Below are 18,167 nucleotides of genomic sequence, written 5' to 3' on the forward strand. Positions count from 1 at the left end.
CAGACAACCTCATTCGATTGGGAAAAGGGTAGGATATGCGTTATTTGCACACAATGGTTCGGGTCACCAATGTTGACGATTCCCTTGATTTTTACTGCAACAAGATGGGCATGACTGAACTCCGCCGCCATGAAAGTGAAAAGGGCCGTTTCACCCTTATCTTTCTAGCCGGCTCTGAAGATGTTGACGCCGGCAAGGCCAACGCCGCGCCACTTTTGGAACTGACCTACAATTGGGATCCGGAAGAATATGATGGTGGGCGAAACTTCGGTCACCTCGCTTTCGAAGTCGATGATATTTACGATTTCTGCGACAACCTCCAGAAACAGGGCGTCACGATCAACCGGCCACCACGCGATGGCCGCATGGCATTTGTTCGTTCGCCGGACAACATTTCGATTGAGTTGCTGCAAAAAGGTGAAGCCCTTGAAATCAAAGAGCCTTGGGCCTCGATGGGTAATACGGGCGAGTGGTAATTCACGTCGGTTTTCAACATCTGCAAGCCCGGTTTCCCGGGCTTGCAAAAAATTGTCGTCAAGGCTCTTGCGGGCGTGAGCATTCCCGCCTATAAGCCTCCCCACGACGCAACTGTGTCGACCGCGCGCCCATCGTCTAGCGGTCTAGGACGCCGCCCTTTCACGGCGGAAACACGGGTTCGAGTCCCGTTGGGCGTGCCATTTTTCTTACAGGGAAATTTGAGACGTTTTGCTCGGTGTGATGTCAGAACTCACCCGGAGAAACATACCGTCTTTTGATCTCAATGGCCGGATCATCTTTTCTGAACAGTGTTCTTCCCGGAAATTCAGTCTGGTAAAACTCGGCGATATCCGCCCCTGTCGGCCCTGCAAAAGCGATCCGGCCGTTTGGAAAGAAGATATCCAGTTCATCGTCTTCATGTTCGCTGGCGTATGTTTCCTGTGAACCGTGAAGAACCATGGTGACGCCGATCTTGTTGTTCACATAGTGCTGCACATCGAAGAATTTCGGCGATCGCGCGTGCTCCATACCCAGCCGTTCCTCCCGCACACGCAGCAGCCTTTCGGGCTCTTTCATGTCCACGATGCCATAAAGGTCAAAGTCACCGTGAATGCACTTTCCTGCTCGTATTAGAGAATTTGCGGCGAATTTCACGCATCCGTAGTAAGGATCCTTCGGATTGAGTTCGACGAAATAAAGCCCGCCATGGGGAATGTAAGTCAGTGTTTGCTGTTGAAAGAAGCTGTCCATTTCCGGTCGCAGCCGAGCTTTGAAGTTGTTCCATTCTCCAACAGCCTTGGGATAGCGCCCTTCCTTGTAAGCGGACGGGCCGAAAAGTGTGGGATCAACAACCAGACCAGCAATGCAGCCGCGTTTTGTCGCCGACGGTTTGCTCCCCAATGGCAAGACATCAAAATCTGCTGTCTTCGCCTTACAATCGAGACGCTTTGGCAACGCATAGTCCTTGCCGATATGTTGAAGCGTTGCCGTATTTGTGCGCCGAACCAAAATCGCAGCTTCATAGAGCATTGCTGCTTCGCGAAACACTTCGACATGCTCTTCAAGCATGTGTTTGAGGATATCAGCACTTCCAGCCATCTAACGGTCTCCCTATCTTGCGGGCTCATCGTCAGAGCCTGCCGGACAGAACAATTGCAATGCTGCTAGGCTAGCAGAGCTGTCATGGCCAAAAACGTGACAGCAGTCACAAATCAGTGGTCAGCGCTCATAACAGCGACATAAGACCCAGCTCAGGTACTCACTCTTTGTCGCAACACCCTGCCCTTGGGGCACCCAGCTTAACCCATTGCAAAATTTGCTGGTAAATTGTGCGTGCAATCGTGGCGTTCTCATACTTGATTGTCTATAGTCGTGGCTGGATTCCAGGGAGCTTTGCCATTTGAGACAAGCGGGTTCCCGCGTGCAGGGGTTGGGGAACTCGGAATTCCAGTTCCTGTGACGTTTATTACAGAATTGAATTGCCAAAGGGGGTACGTCTTCTTTCAAGAGGACGAAGACCTCGAAAACAAGATCGGCTCACCCGACAGGCAACCTAAGATCGACGAGAGGACATTGAAATGTTCACACGAATGATCGCCGTGCTGGCAATAATGATCGCAGGGACAGCTCCGGCGCTCGCGAAGCGTGTTGCCCTGGTTCTCGGCAACGGCGCATACGAACACACAGTACCGCTACCCAATCCTGCCAACGATGCAGAACAGATGGCTACCAAACTGCGTAGCCTGGGTTTTGATGTCGTTGCAGGTCAGGATCAGACCTATAATGACATGCGCAGATCCGTCATGAACTTCGCAAAGAAGGCTTATGGCGCAGAGATTGCGATTCTGTTTTACGCGGGGCATGGCCTCCAGGTCGGCGGCCAGAACCACCTTGTGCCTATCGACGCCACGATTGAAGACGAAACCTCTCTGGATTTCGAGACCATCACGGTCGATTTCATCATGCGCCAGATGTCCAAGGACGTGAAAGTGCAGATGGTGTTCCTTGACGCATGCCGCGATAACCCGCTTGCGCGCACGCTGTCACGGCGCATGGGACCGACACGCTCAGGAAGCGTTGGTCAGGGTCTTGCTGAAATCAAGATTGAAGAAACCGGTGGCGAAGGTTCGGTAATCGCATTTGCAACCAGTCCTGGCGATGTCGCTCTTGACGGTGAAGGTACGAACTCTCCGTTCACCTCCGCATTGATCCGGCATATCGATACACCGAACGCATCGATCCAAACCGTCATGACCCGTGTTACCGGCGACGTCTACCAGGAAACTGAAAAACGTCAGCGTCCTTGGGTCAATGCTTCCCTGATTGGCGAAGTGTTCCTCAACAAGCAGGCTGCGGTGGCAAGCGGACCGACGACCGAAGTTGCGTCGCTCGGCACAACGCCTACGACGACACCTCAGCCCGTCGCGACAACTCCCTCAGTTGCTGCAACCACGCAGTCCACAATTGACTGGGAGCGTGAAAAGCTGATCTGGGAAACGGCCAAGGCAAGCAATACGGTTGACGATTACCAGTCGTACCTCGATGCCTATCCGAATGGCACTTTCACGAACTTTGCTCGTAACAGCATCAAGCGCTTGCAATCCGGAAGTCAGGTGGCTGCAGTCAACCCAGGTGCCACGGCTGTTCCAGGTCAAGCAGGTGTTGTCTCGACTATGCCTGACCCGCAAAAGGCCATCCCAGGTACACAGGCAACCGAATCTTCGCTTGGCTGGAACCGGACTGCTCGTCGTGAAGTGCAAACCCGTCTCAACCTTGCAGGATTTGACGTGGGCCGTCCGGATGGCGCTTTCGGGCCAAAGACCCGCGCAGGTGTCACTGGTTGGCAGACAGCTAACGGCATCGTACCGACTGGCTTCTTCACGCCTGCGCAATATGCTCTGCTAACGACGCAAACAGCTACTCAGTACGCTGCCTATCAAGCAGAAGTGCGGCGCAAGCAACAGGCCGCAGCAGCCTCGCGCAGCAGCACTAGCAGGTCGACAACGACCCGTCGTAACAACAACACCACGACCACACGGCGCAGCAACAACGGTGGCGGTGTAAACCCGGCCGGTGCAGCGTTCATTGGCGGTGTTGTCGGTGGCATTATCGGTGGCGCAATCGGCCGCTGACGAAACCGACATCCAAGACAAAAAAGCCCGGCTCAAAAGGCCGGGCTTTTTTCGTGAAAGACTCGGTGTCGCAAGGCCTGCCTCAGTTCAGTTTAAGGCTGATCCGCTTGAGATTGGATGTGCGGGCCTCATCGAGTATCTCAATCACACTCTGAAATTCGGTGCCTTTTGCAGGAAGCAGAATAGCGCTATCCGCGCCAAGCCCTGCCAAGCGGTTCAATTCGCCCGACAGCTCCTCCAGTTTCAACGTGCTTCCATTGACGACAATGGTTGATCCTTCTACTCCATCGCCCTGCCCGATCTGAATTAAAACAGAAGGAGCACCGTCGTTTATCTGCTGATCGTTTGTCTTTTCTGCCGGCTCGCTGCCAATACCAACATCGAGCGGTCGCCAGACACCGAAAGTGGAGGACAACAGGAAGAACATGATCAAGATAAAGATCACGTCGATCAATGGCGTTAGAGGAATGCGCCTGCGTTTTGCAAGCGGCGTCTGAATGGACAGCATCTATATTAGCTTCGTTGGCACTTTGGGCACCAATGTCTCGTATTCTTTTAAGATGTACAATCCTAATCCCTGATTTGACCCGGATCACGCATTTCCTTAGCGTTGTGCTGGGAAGCAAGAAATTAGGTAACCGCTTGATGTCGCAAGCACAAAACACAGAACTTAGCGATAGAGACATCTTTCGCAAATACACTCTGCTCGGCGTGTTTGCCTGTCTGGCGTGCTTTGCTCTGCCTCAGAAGGCGGAAGCAGGTTTGAGGGTGTGCAATGGCTCTGTCGACCTTGTGAATGTTGCGATCGGCTATGAAACCGATGAAGGCATTAGAACGGAAGGCTGGTGGACGATCACCTCGAATGCCTGCAGCCAGGTTCTGCAGGAACCGCTTAAAAGCGCCGGGTACTTTCTTCATGTGGCAGATGGATTCGGTGAAGGCAGACTTGTCGGCGACATTACTCTTTGCATTCGTGAAGAAAAATTCGTTGTGTATGATGGTGACCAATGCTGGCAACGCGGTTTAATCGAAGCAGACTTTTTTCAGATTGAAACCGGAGGAGCTGAAGACTGGACCGTCCTGCTGTCTTATGACTGAATGAGATCTCACTTTACTGGGTTCCGATCAGGCGGTTTCACCGGTGCATTATTTTGGGGGGTGTATATGCAAAAAATTGTTCGGACTGCCATGCTGGCTCTGTTAGGAATTGCTTTCGCAAACCCTGTCCTGGCACAGGACACCGGCGGAAAGATCGGTCTGGAACTCAACCACACGCAGCCGACAGCGGATGGTGGGTGCCGCCTTTCCATTATCGCGACAAATGGCCTGGAAAGACCAATGAACCAGCTTGGCTTGGAAATGGTCGCCTTCAATAAGGATGGCCTTGTCGATCAATTTCTGCGCCTTGATTTCACTCGTATTTCAGCCGGGAAGACTAAAGTTCTTCAATTCGATCTTGCAGGTAAAGCCTGTGACAGCCTCTCCAGGCTGCATATAAACGACGTTCTGAACTGCGTACCGCCGGCCATTTCAGATGTTTATTGTCCGGATTTACTGGATTTGAAAAACCGCACCGAGATTCAATTCGGTGACTAAGCGATTGTCTGCCGACAACGGGACCCGACCAATTTATGGGTGATACATTTTCTTCTCTTTTGGAGCTGGGCGGACCGGTAGTCCTCATACTGCTTGTCATTTCGATCGCCGCACTTGCTGTGATTCTGGCCAAAGTGTTTCAGTTTGCCAGTGCGCGCGTCGGCCGGCACGGACTGGTTCGCCAAGCAGTGACCCAGTGGCGGACCGGCGAGCGAAATACGGCTGCTCAGAACCTTATCAAGGACCGCTCGCTTTCAGCCGCCTTGGTGCGCAATGCAATGGATGCCATTCAGATGCTGGACCAGCAGCCGCTCTCGTCACAAGAACGAGACATTCGTGAGGAACGATTGCGGGAGGAGATTTCGGCGCGTGCTGCGGACCGCCTTTTCGCACTGGCCAGCTGGCTGAAAGCGCTCGATCTCGTCACGCAGATTGCGCCGCTGCTGGGACTGTTCGGCACGGTTCTCGGTATGATCGATACCTTTCAAACGCTGCAGGAATCCGGCGCTGCAGCAAATCCGGCAACACTTGCCGGCGGAATTTGGGTGGCTCTGTTGACGACCGCTTGTGGGCTCGCGGTGGCCATACCAGTCTCTGTTGCGGTGACATGGTTCGAGACCCGGTTGGAAAAAGAACGAGCAGCTCTTGAAGTGCTTTTGACCGGTGTTTTTACCGCTGGCAGCTCTTCGACCGTTGCTTCAACGTAGAACTTTGAACGCTGACAGCGAATAAACCCCTGGTGCTTCAAGCACCTCGGCAATCCTGTTTGCCCCGAGTTTGCTGAAGCGGCGTGGTTGCCGATCTTTGGGGCGGTTCCAGATCGCCAGCAAAAGGGCCGTTTCTTCTTCGACCCTTGAGATCAGCGTTACAGGAATGGCAAATCGCCATCCGCCTGCCGTCACGGCGTTCGATGCTGGTAAGACGAACTCACGGCCGTCATGAATGCTTCCGGCGTCGTCAATCAGATAGATTTCCGGCGGTCCCTTACCGTTCAACTCCAGTCCAGCTGTTTCAGCCGCGGCGATCCGTTCAATCGGCAAATCGCGTTGGATGAGCCCGGAAACACTGGATCCGCTTTTGACGACGGTCCTTTCAAGCTCAACCAAACCTGCCGCCTCAATACCGTTAGAAAACCCGATGGCATCCAGCAGAGCACATTGGGGCCGTGTCACGAGCCGCAATTCGATATTGGCCTCATAGCCCTGGCTTGCCGCGAAACTCTGGTCGAAAACCGCAAATGGTGCGATGCCTGCTCCGAAGGCAGTTACTGATGCCGTGTCCGTTCCTGCAGACATCACCGAAAGATGTGCGCACTCTCCGGCATCATAGCCAGCGACATAGTTCGTGACCTTTGCCAGTGGATCGATGCTCGCAAGTTCAACGGGCGGAACATTCGGTGTTGGGTCTGAGGACTGCGGCGATGCGGATATGGCTGACTGTTGAGGTTCGCTTGGTGAAATTGCTGAAAGCTCCGTCTCCGAAGGACGAATGGCCGCGAGTTGTTGCTCCGCCGGTTGCACCGTTTGAACTGAGGTCGTGGGCGTCGCTACTGTGACCGAACTGGGTTCAACGGTGTTGCTTACAGCCCCCCCTTGGGGCGAAGGCACCAGAGGTGACACAGTTTGCGTTGAAGCTGCTTCAACAGATGTGACGGCGAACGCATCGTTCTCGCTTTGAGAGGGCGTAACAGCCGTGACGGGCACCGCCACTTCAACTAAAGGCTCATCGGAGGCGACAACACCATCGATCTCAGTCGAAACAGAACTCGCCGTCACAGGACTAACGATACTTGTCGGTTCGGTAACAGGTGCAGAATTGACCGTGGCTGCGTTTGATCCTGAACTCGCGGGTGGTGGTGCACTAGTTGGTGTAATCACGGCCGTTGCTGCAACAGGTGCGAGCGATGCCACGGTGCTAGTCGGGGGCGCTACCTGTGCAGCTTCGGTCACGGTCGAAGGAACTGTGGTTGAAGCCTCGCCAACACTGGGATCAACTGTTTCCACCGATGTCGGTTCGGTCCGGTTGAGCGGCAGCGGATCACTTTCAGTTGCACTTTTTTCCTCAGCCTCAACAACCATCGCACCGCTCGCGTCAACCATGGCAAGCGGGGTGGCCGGTAAACTGGAGACCTGCACAGTCGGCGTTTGCACTGGTTGGAGAGCTGTACTTTCAATCGGCTGAGAAACAATCGAGGACGGTTGTTGAAGTATGGGTTGCGAAGGTTCCGTCGCTTTGACGACCGAGACGTTGTCAGGTGCGATCATCTCCTTTGGAGCTGTTGCGACAGCGGATATTGCCTCAAATTCCAGACCACCGCTTTCAAGCACGATTTCCGCTTCAGGTGGAACCGCCGGTTCCTGAACTTTCCAGGAGAAATCCTCCAGCCCAAACAGAACAATTGAAACATGTGCAGCTAACGACGTTCCCAATACAGCCGGCCAGATATAGCCAGGGATGCCCCAGTGTCCATCCTGATTGTAGAGGACCGTTGTCACGTGCCATCCGCCTCGATGGTGACAAGCGTTATCTTTCGAATCCCACCTGCCTTGAGATCCTCGGCAAGCGCTGTCAGATCTCCCATTTTGGTGCGTCGATCAACCTGAAGGGTCAGTTTATCGGATACGTCAGCACTGCTCTTGAGAAAGGCCGCGAGCTCGTCTGCCCCCAACCTGTTGCCATCAAGCCAAATCTCGCCCGATTTATCGAGAGCAAGACTGCCTTGAATGCTTCCGCTCCCTTCGTCACTGACGGTTTCTGCCCATTGAAAGTCATCCGGCAAAGGTGGACGAAGTGTTCCCGCGACCAGCAAAAACAACAACAACAGAAAAACAACATTGATAAGCGCCAGCGAAGCATCAGCTCTCCGCTGTGGGATCAGCTCTTGAAGATGTATCGGTTTCGTATAGCGCTTCACTACAAATTCACACTCATCGGCGACGGTCCTTTATGGAACCACCTTGACGGTCGTAGCCGTTGCACGCAAGACCGCAACTTCCTGCATGAGGTTGTCAAAAAAGGCCGACGCCTGTTTCTCCGATCGGTTTGAAAGTGACTGCGCGACGTCAGGTCCAACCATGGCGATCACCAGGCCAGTTTCTTCCACAGCGCTTTTCAAGCTCAGTGGAACTACAAATCCCGCACCGCCATTGTCGGTCTGAAGGAATGGTGACAGGTTCACGACTTCTCCCTTGCTGCCAACATAGAGCAAGCCGAGCTCCCCGGTTGTCGGATCATAACCGGAAATTCGGCCAGCCATATTGCTTCCGTTCGGAATGACGGTGCGCTGCATGTCGAGATGAAGTTCTGTCTTGGCGTTCCCCTCAGGTGTGCCTCTGAGGAATGCCACGGCCGGACACTGATCATCGCTGACCAGGTTAACCTGAATCTTGGCCTCAAACCCCTGAGACTGCGTGAAATCGCTGTCAAAAGCGATAAACGGCGGGGTCCGTGAGGCAAAACCTTCAATTTCTGCCGACCGGCTCGCAATCTCGACGGGCTGGAGATACATGCAATCGCCAGCCTGATAACTGCTGACAAAATTTCGAATTCTGTCCTCGGGTTTCAAAGCCTCTTGAGATTGATCCTGTTGCGGCGTGATCGGAGGTGGCACATTGATATCAGTTTCATTGCCATTTACCGGGGGACGTTGATCCTGGTTGTCAGGTATCGGAATGTCCGGAACCGTATTTTTCGCGTCATCTGTAGTTGACGACGTCTCCTTGCCAGAGGATTCGCCTGACGATCCATCATCTGGCGTCAGGTCCGTCGGCTGTGTTGGCGCTTCAGGTGCATTGTCTCGTGGCGGAGCAACCAGAACAGGTTTTTGATCCTGATCAGGCACTGACTGACCAACAATAAAATAGACGCCGCCTGCTCCAAGTCCGGCAAAACCAAGCAGTGAAAGAGCGACAAGAATACGCCGTCCCCAATTGGCGGGCGGTGCTTCGTAATCAAGTGCGGACTGTTCCGGCGGCGGTGACGATGTCCTGATCACCGTCTTGTCTGGCATCTGGCGGCCCAGAGGTGCTCCGAGCGTCCAATCGGCGATCTCAGCCATGCTGGCAGGACGGTTCGCCGGGTCGGGCTGCAGCATTGCTTCAAGCAGCGGACGGAAACGATTGTCGATGCCGTCCAGCGAAGGCACAATCCGTCGCTTCTCAACGATCTGCGCCTGCGTACCCCCCATGTCAATCTGCTTGCCCGTCAAGGCTTCTGCAATCACAAGGCCGAGGGAATAGATATCGCTTCGAGCTGTGACCTTGCCGTCGAATATGCCGACCTGTTCCGGCGAGACATAATTGACCTTTCCGGCAAAGCCGTCGCCAATGATTGTCGGTCCTCCCGTATTGGCGCGTGAAATACCGAAGTCGATTATCTTGGCCTGCCCGACATCACTGTTTTGCAGAATAATATTGTCGGGAGACAGATCGCGGTGAATGACTTCCTTGTCGTGAACCGCCTGCAGTGCAGAAGCCAGCCGCTGGACAAGTCTGTAAACCGCTTCAGGCTCTAGCGGCCCGGATTCCAGGCGCGAGTGCAACGAGGGGCCACTGACAAACTCCATGGCCAGGTAGTAAACGCCCAAAGTCGGCTCTTTGGCGAAGACATAGTATTGCGTCAAAGCGTCGTGCTTGAGATTCCGGAGGATTTTGGCTTCCCGCTTGAAGAGGTCGACAATCATCGTGTCCCGGGAAAAGCTTGCCAGCAGGACTTTGATCGCGACGGGGTCGCCACTTTCCACGTCGCGTGCGCGATAGACCGTTCCGATACCCCCGTCGGCAATGTGCTCCTCAATCTCATAGAGATTGTTGAGACGCGTTCCTTGCGGCAGCAAATTGTCGGCCGGGTTCATCAGCAGCTGCTCCTCAAACCGCTACGTTGCGGTCAAAATCCACGATTACGACGGTCACGTTGTCGCTTCCGCCGCCCTCAAGTGCACCATTGATCAGACTTCGTGCCGTCATGTCAGGCGCACCGTTCATCAGCATCGTCTTGATCACCGCATCGTCCAGATGACCGGTCAAGCCGTCGGAACAAAGCAGAAAACGATCACCGGGTCTCAGATTTCCAGACACCAGTTCCAATTCCAGTTCAAGGCCAGACCCAATTGCTCGCGTAATCACATGTCGCCGCGAAAAGTTTCGAGCCTCTTCTTCGGTCAGAACGTTCTGGTCGACGAGCTCCTGCGCCTCAGTGTGATCTGTCGTCAGTTGCTCCAGCATTCCGCCACGAAATCGATAGACACGGCTGTCACCGGCCCAAAGACAGGCAAATGCGCCCGCATACGTCAACAAAGCGACAATCGTCGTCCCCATTGCTGCACCGTCAGCTTTGGCTGAGGCGCGCTCTATTCTGTCCTTTGCGACAATCAGCCGGCCTTCAAATTGTTCAAGAAGGTCCTCGGCGCTGCGCGGGGGTGTAATGCTTGTGAGCGCCTCCTTCACCAGACCAGATGCCATTGCACCACAGTGCATGCCCCCGGCCCCGTCCATTACGGCGAAGACACCTTTGCCTTCGTCAACCAGATACGCGTCCTCGTTTTCCTCCCGCACCCGTCCTACATGTGTCTGTCCGACCGCGAAGCTTCTAAGGGCTCCTTGTGTTTTTTCGGTCATGTTCGATGATCCTCCGGATGGTATCGCCCATGATTTCCTCCCACCTCTTCTTCCTCGTCTCCTCCGCCTATCTTGTGCTGCTCCGGCAATATGAGCCATTGAAACGCACTCGCGTCCGGCAGTCCCTGACAGCTGAACTCTATCGGCCGATCTCCAGCCTGGCAGCGAAACTGCGAGATCAGATGTTCTCCCGTGCCCGGTGCTGCATCAAGTGCAACTTGGTCCGTTTCACGGAACACGCCGTTCAGACCGTCGGGCGCATCGAGCCTTTTGACGCCAGATTGAAAGGCCTCAAGCGTCGCATCTTCTTCCAATGTCTCTAGAAGAACGTCCTCGGCCTTGTCATACCAACCTGAGGAGGGAGGTCCTCCCAAACCAGATTCGGCCGACGCGGCCACTGTAAGCGGGAATTCGCGCCCAACCTTGTCGATGCTCGGCATGAATGCACCGGCAACGGCAGCGCCAAGGTCGCTGTCGCTCTGAGCCGGCGTCAACCAGAACCGCCAGACCGGCATGGTCATATAGGCCTCCTCCCAGGCTTCTTTTAAATCCAGCCGTGACTGCGCCAGCCCCTTCATGAGAAAGGGCTCCCACAATCTCATGAAACCAGCTGGACAATTCGCAACAACAAAATCCGCCCGTGCCGCCAGTTTTCCAAAATACCCGGCCCCCATGCGCTCAGAAGCTCGTGGGGCAGCTGAAGTCGCCGACCGCAGACAAAAAGAACGGATTGGGTTTGGAACGCAGTGTCACGGTAAAGGCGACCTGACGACCGCCGAGTGTTTTCCGAATGACAAACTTGTTCTGGCCCGAGCTCACCCGATTGGCTCTGACAAAGCGGTAAAATGCCCAATCACCGTGGATTTCCTGACGTGAACGATATCCCGGCACCTCAGGCTGGATCACCAGCACAACGCGTGGGGTCGCCGTATTGCTCGGCCAATCGAAGCTCGCCGGCAATGGCTCAATATCCGCATTGAATCCCGGGCCACGTGTGACCAGCACAAGGTTGCCATTTACCTCCAGGCTGGCAGCATCGGCCTGTTGCGACAATGCCCGTGGAACAACCTGAAGACCAACTGAAGGGAACGCGTTGCCTGTCGGGAAAAAGGCCTGCTTGATAAGATCTGCCCGTTCGAATTGGCGCAGCGTCGCATTGGAAAGCCGGTCTGCCTGCGAGACTTCCGGCTTCCAGTTCCAAGGCCTTGAAGAGGTGTCTACCAGTGGCTTCAGATTTTCATCGAAAAATCGCTGCATGATGCCGGCCGGTGAAAACAGCTTTGCAAACTCCGTCATGGGCACTTCAGAGCGGCCATTGGAGAACGGATAGTTTCTGCCAACGATCTGTCGGCACTGTTCAACGACTTGCGACTTCAGTTTTTCATTCAGTTGGGTAATCGACGTTTCCTTGAATTCCTCATCGAATTCCTTGGCCGACTGCAGGATCAACTGATCAAACGGATTGGGGAAGCGCGTAGCATTGCTTCTAAGGAGTGAAGCCTGGATCTGGACATTTGAATTCGCGGTTTCACTTTGAAGCGGGTTGTTGGCAACGACCAGGAGATTGTCCAGAATGTTTTTGAAGTTCAGCAACAAGGCATCGATCTTGCGGCTGTTTTCGCCTTCTATGAGCACATGATACGGCCGGAAATGGTCTTCTATAGCCTTGCCCGGAATGATGGTCGGCCCACTGTTGCCACCTGTCCCTCCTACGGCATCTGCAATGCCACCGGGAGCCAGAACCTTCAGACCCGCCTCAATACCGATGCGTTTCAGTCCGCCAGCAGCGTCGAACACGTAACGCTGGAACACTTTTTGCGCAGCTTCTGCTCCTGCATTTGCAGCGCTGCCGTCGGCAACCGCACCTGCAAGAGTTGGACTGGACAGGTCTTGTGTCAGCAACGTTTCGTTTCGGATGCTTTCCAGAAGCTGGACAACAGGGGACGTTGGCGCGGAAACCGCCTGCAAAGTCGTATAGAGCGGCTTGTCAGCCCTCATAGATTTGAACTTGAGGTTCCCCAGAGCTTCTTCCCAGGCTTCGATGAAGTCTTTGGTATAGAGCCCAAGGATCTCGCTGGGCAGCGACTGATACTGGTCGGAAAAGGCATTGGCCTCGCCAATGTCGCCAAACACCCACTTGTCTCGCTCCAGTTCTTCCCGAATGCCGGCAAGGTTCGGCAATACGGACAGATGGAAACCAGGGTACGTGTAAAATTTGTCGACGACGACAGTGTCCAGAGTGTCTCCGTTGACGGTCTCGAACACCGTCACCATATCCGGTCCGCCACGCTGTTCGGCAATCCAGTTGTCGCTGGCCAGTCCTTTGGCGCGCGACTTCAACAATGCATATCCCCGTTCAGCGAGACTGACCCGCGCCAGTTCACGTTGCACTTCGGCCACCAGCACACCGTCGAGCTGGTCCGTCATGACGTTGCCACCGAAATCCAGATCCAACATCGCGGTGACGTGAGTATTTAGCTCGTTGCGCAGAACTTCGCCTTGCGGTCCAGGGAAACTTTGCAGGAAGTCCGCACGGAAGGAGTTTTTGATCTGGTCCTTGTCAATTTCAGGCGCATCTCCCGCCACCATTCGATAGAGCTTGGCAAGATTGTATAGCTGATCGATGGCTTCACCACCTGGAGCCGTGCGGTTGTCCAGGACATCGGTCATTTGTTCTTCAATTCGCAGCAACAGACGCGGGCGGAGCAGCCTTTCCAATCCGCTGCGATAGGAAGTGATACCTGCAGCCTGAAGCCTCTCGCGCTGACTGAGACCGAACTTTTCCATCATCGGTGTCGGGTCATTGCGGGTATCGTAACCAGCCGGCAATCCACGCAAGAGAGAGAGGATATACGCTGTGTCGCGCAGGCTATCATCGCGCACGATACGTTGTTCCAGGACCCCCTCACCTTCAGCGCGCACAGCTGCGACCGCCTTGGCTGTCTCATCGATGAGAGCCCTGTTGTTGAAATAGCTTATGGTCCAGATGCTGCCGAGTCCAAGCGTTGCCAGCACGATCACAGAATAAGCCGCAATCCTGGTGGCTGTTGCCCATCGCACCACTTGTCGGTTGTGCGTAACCCAGCCTGCCTCGCCAATGATGACCTTCGTCAGCAAGTCTCGCAGGAAATAGCTTTTGCCCTGACCCGACAGAGCAGCCTGCTGATAAGCCGTGCCGAATGCCTGGTTCATAGAGCCAATCACCCGGTCAATCGCGGTGCCGGTCTGGGTGCCGGATGTAAAATAGAAACCTCGGAGGACAGCGTTTGGATAATACCGGCTCGGCTCGAAAATGGCATTGAGGAAGCCGGTAATCCGGTCTTTGAGCGCGGCAACCTGGGTTGGAAAGCCATAAAGCATCAGGCGAGCACGCGGATCAGGTTCTTCCTGCAGGCGGTCCGCCATTTCCTCGTTCAAACGCTCGATCAATAGATCGAACTCCGCTGGTGTTTCGGCGACCATGTTCTTGTTCTTTTCCCGTGTCTGGAATGTTGCACCCCAGACAAGGTTGCGCCGGCTTTCCGGATAAGAGCCAAAGAACTCCATGAAACCCGCAACGGTATCGGCCTTGGTGAAGATCACATAGACCGGAAAGTCGATTTTCAGCGTCTTATAAAGCTCGATCAGACGGGTTCTGATCGCGTCCGTGTGAAGCTTGAGCTCCGCTTCGGATAGCGTCATCAAGTCTTCCAAACTGATCGACACCATCACGCCATTGACCGGCTGCCGCGGGCGGGCTTTTCGCAGGATCTTGAGGAATCCCAACCAGGCGTCCCGATCGTGCTCTTCGTCGGAATCCTGTGTTGTGTATCGCCCGGCGGTATCGATCAGCACGGCATTTTCGGCGAACCACCAGTCGCAGTAGCGAGTTCCCCCCAGTCCTTCGAGCTTCTGCGCTTCGCCCTTGCCGCGAGAATTTGCGAATTTCAGGCCAGAATGCATCAAAGCTGTGGTTTTGCCTGAGCCTGGTGGCCCGATCATCAAGTACCAGGGCAAGTCGTAAAGATACGTGCGCGTGTTGCCACTGGCCGTCTTGAGCGTCTTCAGGGCATCCTTCATGCGCTCAGACATGATCTGGATGTCTTCGTCACTTGCTTTGGGTTGCAGAATTTCCTGCTCAAGCGCGCGATTGGCCGCAATGCGTTTGTAGATCCGGTAAACCTGCCAGCCGCCGATTGTCAGCAAGATGATAGAAGCCAGCAGCAGCCGCACCCAAAGTGGTTCGAACGGGCGAACGCCTGCGATCGCCAAAAACGGGCCGCCAAACCAGATCAGGGCGATCAAGGCAAGAATGCCTATAAATATTGCCGTAATACCGAGCCAGAATTTCATTTATACAGCCTTGTTATTCGGTTGCCCCGGAAACTAATTGTTGATCACCAGACCTTTGGTCGGCGGTTTCAAGAAAACTTCCACCCTGCGGTTGAGGGCCTTGCCGTCACGGCTTGTATTGGGTGCGATCGGTTCATCTGCACCGCGCCCTTCCACCGCCACCCTATCGGGCTGCTGCAAAATGGATTGCATCACTGCGGCAACCGATTTGGCGCGTTCCACTGAAAGGTGCCAATTGGTCGGAAACCTCGGATTGTTGCGGATAGGATCACTGTCCGTGTGCCCGACAACGAGAATCTCGCCGTCGACGCCATCCAAGGTCTGACCGACCTGTTCGACCAGCAACTGAAACTCGGGTCGCAACGTGGCAGCTGCCACATCAAACTGAGCACGCATACGCAACATGATCGCAGGGCCTGCCTGCTGAATTTCGACGCCTTCCAAACCAGCCAGCTGTTCGGAGACCGTGTCTATCGTGGCATCTGCCGGGGGCTCAGGTGCTGGTGGAGGTTTCGGCTGATAGCCCTCGCGAGCGAGTTCGACAGGACCTGTGGGGTAAAGCGCTGTTGCGCGACTTGCAATGACTTCGCTGCCACTCGCCAATAGCAGCATGAGCGTCACATATCCGCCGAGCAGCAACGCGCCTGCAACGGCCGCAACTGACCAGATCGGGATGGAAAAACCTGTGCGCCTTTGGAGCAGTTCCAGCCCGCGCCAGTGTGGAGACAGGTCGTCACCGGGTCGAGGCCTTACCCGCCGCAAGATTTCATGCAGATCCCGGCGTTCGCGCTCAAGTCCCTGTTGACCGCCCTGGATGGCTCGATACTTTCCGTAAAAACCAAGAGACAAACACGAATGCATGACCTCCAGAACGCCGTAGTTGCGTCCTGGATCCTGCTTTGCCTTTTCAAGCAGTTGAAAAAACTCGACACCGCCGGTCGCCTGCCCGAAAAACTGGGTCAGCATGGAGTATTGCGTCCATTGATGTCGTCCGGCAGAGGGAAGGTTTTGGACGATGTCGTCGGATGTCGCGCATAAGGCGTAAGCTGCGGACTGGATCTGGTCGTCCGTTATGCCTGCGTTTCTGAGGTCTTTTTCGAATGTTTTGATAGAGTTGTAGACATCGCGCATCAAAGCATCGAACTGGGCATCCGTCATGGTCAGATGCAAGCGCCCCAGTAGCAGAAGCAGAGGGGCTGCAGCCCTTGAAATCGGATTGCGGTTGGCGACCCGGATCTCATTGATATCTGGAGTGTGTTCCAGCTGCCCTGCTCCGGGCGCAGGGGTTCCAGCTGGCGGTGGCGCAGGCTGTTGCGGTGGCACCGGATGCTGGGGTTGCTGAGGTGGTGGTGTCCGGAGGTCCGGGGCTTGTTGCTGACCGTATTCATAGCCGGTCGGTGTCGGCGCATAAGGGTCCGGCCCGGAACCTTGACCTCCTTGCCACGGATCCGGAGCCCCGCCCGGACGCGCTTGTGGCGGCGGGGCCTGCGGTGGAACCTGGCCTGGCGGCGCTTGAGGGGGCTGGCCCGGCTGCCCAGGCGGGCTGCCTTGCTGGGTCTCGCTCCATCGTCCGCCGGGATTGGGCCGAACTATGGTTTTTCCCTTGCGTTTGGAAACGCCAAAGGGATCGTCGTTATCCGACATCAGCGGCCCTCCCGAATAGCGTAGAACTCAAGCTGCAAATCAGGCCAATTGCCCGAGAATTGCAGACCGACTGCCGAATCCTGACTGAACTCGCGCCAAAGTGGCGTTGTCTTGTCGAGCCTGAAATAAACCCGATCAGTCAACGCCCGAATCTGTGCAGGTGGAACCGGCATGTGAATCAACGGGATGCCCGGCAAGTTGGAATAAACAATCTGCCGCATCTGGCCGAACGGGCCGACCTTGAACAGTTTCGGGAACTCGTTCTGGATCTCGGTAAGCGGACGACGGGCAGCCACCTCGATGACAAAGCTTGCTTGTGAAAACAAATTGCGATCGACAATCGTCGACTTGAAGGCATTGGGCGCCAGTTGTTCCAGAGGAAGCCTGATCGCACGGCGATCGTACCCTGCCGACAAGAAAGCCTGGATGTCGGACATCACCGGCTTGAAGATCTCATGCAGCTTGTCGTGGTCGTAAACAGGATAATTGCGTGCTCGGCGTTCCTCCGTCGCGAAGGTCGCCAGTTCGCCGGCGATTTGCAGAAACTCCGAATAAAGGCGCTCTGGATGGATATAGGCAGATTTGCGCAGATGCATCAGCATCGGATGGATCCTGTTCAGCATCTGCAAGGTCAGGTAATCAAAGTTTTGCAATCCGCCACCGGCCGAAGTGTCTGCCGCATAGCGCGCCAATTCGCTCAACTTGCGCTCAACCCAACCAATCACTGAATCGATCCAGCCCGTAACTGCGGGGTGCACATGACAGGCCAGCACGGGCGGTGCAAATGTCCCGTCAGTGATGACGATGCGATCCTTGATCTCTGTGATCCGGGCAACCGGCAAACAAACGTGTCCCGGATGAGGCGTGGATCTGATCGAGTACATCAACCTTGGGTGCGCAACATCGATCTCCTCCTCCTGCCGAATTGCAGATGTGGAATCGATGATGGTCTCACGCCCCTGAATATAGCGTGTGGCGGCATCGTCACGACCACTCGCAACCTCGACCGCGTTGACTGTGGTCTCGGGGATTCCGAGCCAGACGATCTGCCCCGCCGCATCTTCCGGCACATCGATTGCCGGCGGCGGTGTTCCATCGGCTGGAAAGTTGAAAACCGTGCCGTCCGGGAAAATTCCGCGCCCATACCTAAGTGCGAAGCGGCATTGCTGGCCGACATCCTGGTCAATTTCAATTTCCGAGAAGCCCCAGGGATAAGGAGACGCCAAGCGAACCCGTTCATCGAGCAGGTGCTCGCCATAACGGTCGCTCTGCTGAAGGTGGTGCGGCCGCAAAAACAAGCCTTCGGTCCATGCAACCTTGCTATACCACGACATTAAGGCTCTGCTCCCTTAACTCTTTCAGCGTTCAAAGA

15 protein-coding genes and 1 tRNA gene are annotated in these 18,167 nt (G+C 55.1%); 6 read left to right on the forward strand and 10 right to left on the reverse strand.

All coding sequences use genetic code 11. From position 1 onward, the window contains the following. Positions 1-35 precede the first annotated feature (35 nt). Together K1718_RS16565 and K1718_RS16570 are read left to right on the forward strand one after the other, a co-directional pair. Positions 36-476: a VOC family protein gene (locus K1718_RS16565; RefSeq protein WP_152502005.1), complete on the forward strand. Its 441-nt coding sequence runs from the start codon at positions 36-38 to the stop codon at positions 474-476. A 125-nt stretch (positions 477-601) separates the two neighbouring features. Further along, positions 602-677: transfer RNA gene (locus K1718_RS16570), tRNA-Glu, on the forward strand. Between the two features lie 43 nt (positions 678-720). Here the strand turns inward: K1718_RS16570 and K1718_RS16575 are convergent. Then, positions 721-1,575: a hypothetical protein gene (locus K1718_RS16575; RefSeq protein ID WP_152502006.1), complete on the reverse strand. Its 855-nt coding sequence runs from the start codon at positions 1,573-1,575 to the stop codon at positions 721-723. Positions 1,576-2,054: 479 nt separating this feature from the next. Between K1718_RS16575 and K1718_RS16580 the strand changes: the two genes are divergently transcribed. Further along, positions 2,055-3,608, forward strand: a complete 1,554-nt coding sequence (locus tag K1718_RS16580) for a caspase family protein (RefSeq protein ID WP_265681505.1) — start codon at positions 2,055-2,057, stop codon at positions 3,606-3,608. 82 nt (positions 3,609-3,690) lie between these two features. On the opposite strand, the gene K1718_RS16585 is transcribed toward K1718_RS16580, so the two are convergent. Then, on the reverse strand, positions 3,691-4,116 hold the full coding sequence (locus K1718_RS16585; protein ID WP_265681504.1) for an ExbD/TolR family protein: 426 nt from the start codon (positions 4,114-4,116) through the stop codon (positions 3,691-3,693). Between the two features lie 137 nt (positions 4,117-4,253). Between K1718_RS16585 and K1718_RS16590 the strand changes: the two genes are divergently transcribed. From K1718_RS16590 to K1718_RS16600, 3 genes are read left to right on the forward strand one after another with little or no spacing between them, the layout of a single operon-like run. After that, positions 4,254-4,706 (forward strand): DUF1036 domain-containing protein, encoded by a 453-nt coding sequence (locus tag K1718_RS16590; RefSeq protein ID WP_265681503.1) that lies wholly within the window; start codon positions 4,254-4,256, stop codon positions 4,704-4,706. Continuing rightward, the gene (locus K1718_RS16595) at positions 4,707-5,204 is read left to right on the forward strand and encodes a hypothetical protein (protein ID WP_265681502.1); all 498 of its coding nucleotides are present in this window, start codon (positions 4,707-4,709) and stop codon (positions 5,202-5,204) included. A gap of 35 nt (positions 5,205-5,239) precedes the next feature. After that, complete coding sequence (locus K1718_RS16600) at positions 5,240-5,911, forward strand: MotA/TolQ/ExbB proton channel family protein (protein ID WP_152502011.1); 672 nt, start codon at positions 5,240-5,242, stop codon at positions 5,909-5,911. Here the strand turns inward: K1718_RS16600 and K1718_RS16605 are convergent. Genes K1718_RS16605 through tssK form a run of 8 tightly spaced genes read right to left on the reverse strand, consistent with a single transcriptional unit; the run spans position 5,903 to position 18,129 of the window. Then, complete coding sequence (locus tag K1718_RS16605; protein WP_265681501.1) at positions 5,903-7,699, reverse strand: hypothetical protein; 1,797 nt, start codon at positions 7,697-7,699, stop codon at positions 5,903-5,905. The two genes, K1718_RS16600 and K1718_RS16605, sit on opposite strands and share 9 nt — an antisense overlap. Continuing rightward, positions 7,696-8,118 carry an ExbD/TolR family protein gene (locus K1718_RS16610; protein ID WP_265681500.1) on the reverse strand — a complete coding sequence of 141 codons (423 nt, stop codon included), beginning with the start codon at positions 8,116-8,118 and terminating at the stop codon, positions 7,696-7,698. The genes K1718_RS16605 and K1718_RS16610 overlap by 4 nt, the downstream gene beginning before the upstream one ends. Positions 8,119-8,148: 30 nt before the next feature. Next, a complete protein-coding gene (locus K1718_RS16615; protein WP_265681499.1) occupies positions 8,149-10,056 on the reverse strand; it encodes a serine/threonine-protein kinase in 1,908 nt (635 codons plus the stop codon). A gap of 13 nt (positions 10,057-10,069) precedes the next feature. After that, positions 10,070-10,819, reverse strand: a complete 750-nt coding sequence (locus K1718_RS16620) for a PP2C family protein-serine/threonine phosphatase (RefSeq protein ID WP_173006040.1) — start codon at positions 10,817-10,819, stop codon at positions 10,070-10,072. After that, positions 10,816-11,493: a type VI secretion system-associated protein TagF gene (tagF, locus tag K1718_RS16625; protein WP_265681498.1), complete on the reverse strand. Its 678-nt coding sequence runs from the start codon at positions 11,491-11,493 to the stop codon at positions 10,816-10,818. Before tagF ends, K1718_RS16620 begins: the two co-directional genes overlap by 4 nt. Before the next feature lie 4 nt (positions 11,494-11,497). Continuing rightward, positions 11,498-15,151 (reverse strand): type VI secretion system membrane subunit TssM, encoded by a 3,654-nt coding sequence (gene tssM, locus K1718_RS16630; protein ID WP_265681497.1) that lies wholly within the window; start codon positions 15,149-15,151, stop codon positions 11,498-11,500. 33 nt (positions 15,152-15,184) lie between these two features. Next, positions 15,185-16,795 carry a type IVB secretion system protein IcmH/DotU gene (gene icmH, locus K1718_RS16635; protein ID WP_152502018.1) on the reverse strand — a complete coding sequence of 537 codons (1,611 nt, stop codon included), beginning with the start codon at positions 16,793-16,795 and terminating at the stop codon, positions 15,185-15,187. Next, entirely contained in the window at positions 16,795-18,129 is a 1,335-nt protein-coding gene (gene tssK / locus K1718_RS16640) for a type VI secretion system baseplate subunit TssK (protein ID WP_152502019.1), read from the reverse strand. Before tssK ends, icmH begins: the two co-directional genes overlap by 1 nt. Positions 18,130-18,167: the final 38 nt, after the last annotated feature.

The sequence above is a fragment of the Roseibium porphyridii genome (assembly GCF_026191725.2).
GTDB classification, from domain to species: domain Bacteria; phylum Pseudomonadota; class Alphaproteobacteria; order Rhizobiales; family Stappiaceae; genus Roseibium; species Roseibium porphyridii.

Coding starts and splice junctions, on each gene's coding strand:
- K1718_RS16565 (WP_152502005.1), top strand. CDS start 36: ATGCGTTATTTGCACACAATGGTTCGGGTCACCAATGTTGACGATTCC.
- K1718_RS16575 (WP_152502006.1), bottom strand. CDS start 1,575: ATGGCTGGAAGTGCTGATATCCTCAAACACATGCTTGAAGAGCATGTC.
- K1718_RS16580 (WP_265681505.1), top strand. CDS start 2,055: ATGTTCACACGAATGATCGCCGTGCTGGCAATAATGATCGCAGGGACA.
- K1718_RS16585 (WP_265681504.1), bottom strand. CDS start 4,116: ATGCTGTCCATTCAGACGCCGCTTGCAAAACGCAGGCGCATTCCTCTA.
- K1718_RS16590 (WP_265681503.1), top strand. CDS start 4,254: ATGTCGCAAGCACAAAACACAGAACTTAGCGATAGAGACATCTTTCGC.
- K1718_RS16595 (WP_265681502.1), top strand. CDS start 4,707: ATGAGATCTCACTTTACTGGGTTCCGATCAGGCGGTTTCACCGGTGCA.
- K1718_RS16600 (WP_152502011.1), top strand. CDS start 5,240: ATGGGTGATACATTTTCTTCTCTTTTGGAGCTGGGCGGACCGGTAGTC.
- K1718_RS16615 (WP_265681499.1), bottom strand. CDS start 10,056: ATGAACCCGGCCGACAATTTGCTGCCGCAAGGAACGCGTCTCAACAAT.
- K1718_RS16620 (WP_173006040.1), bottom strand. CDS start 10,819: ATGACCGAAAAAACACAAGGAGCCCTTAGAAGCTTCGCGGTCGGACAG.
- tagF (WP_265681498.1), bottom strand. CDS start 11,493: ATGGGGGCCGGGTATTTTGGAAAACTGGCGGCACGGGCGGATTTTGTT.
- tssM (WP_265681497.1), bottom strand. CDS start 15,151: ATGAAATTCTGGCTCGGTATTACGGCAATATTTATAGGCATTCTTGCC.
- icmH (WP_152502018.1), bottom strand. CDS start 16,795: ATGTCGGATAACGACGATCCCTTTGGCGTTTCCAAACGCAAGGGAAAA.
- tssK (WP_152502019.1), bottom strand. CDS start 18,129: ATGTCGTGGTATAGCAAGGTTGCATGGACCGAAGGCTTGTTTTTGCGG.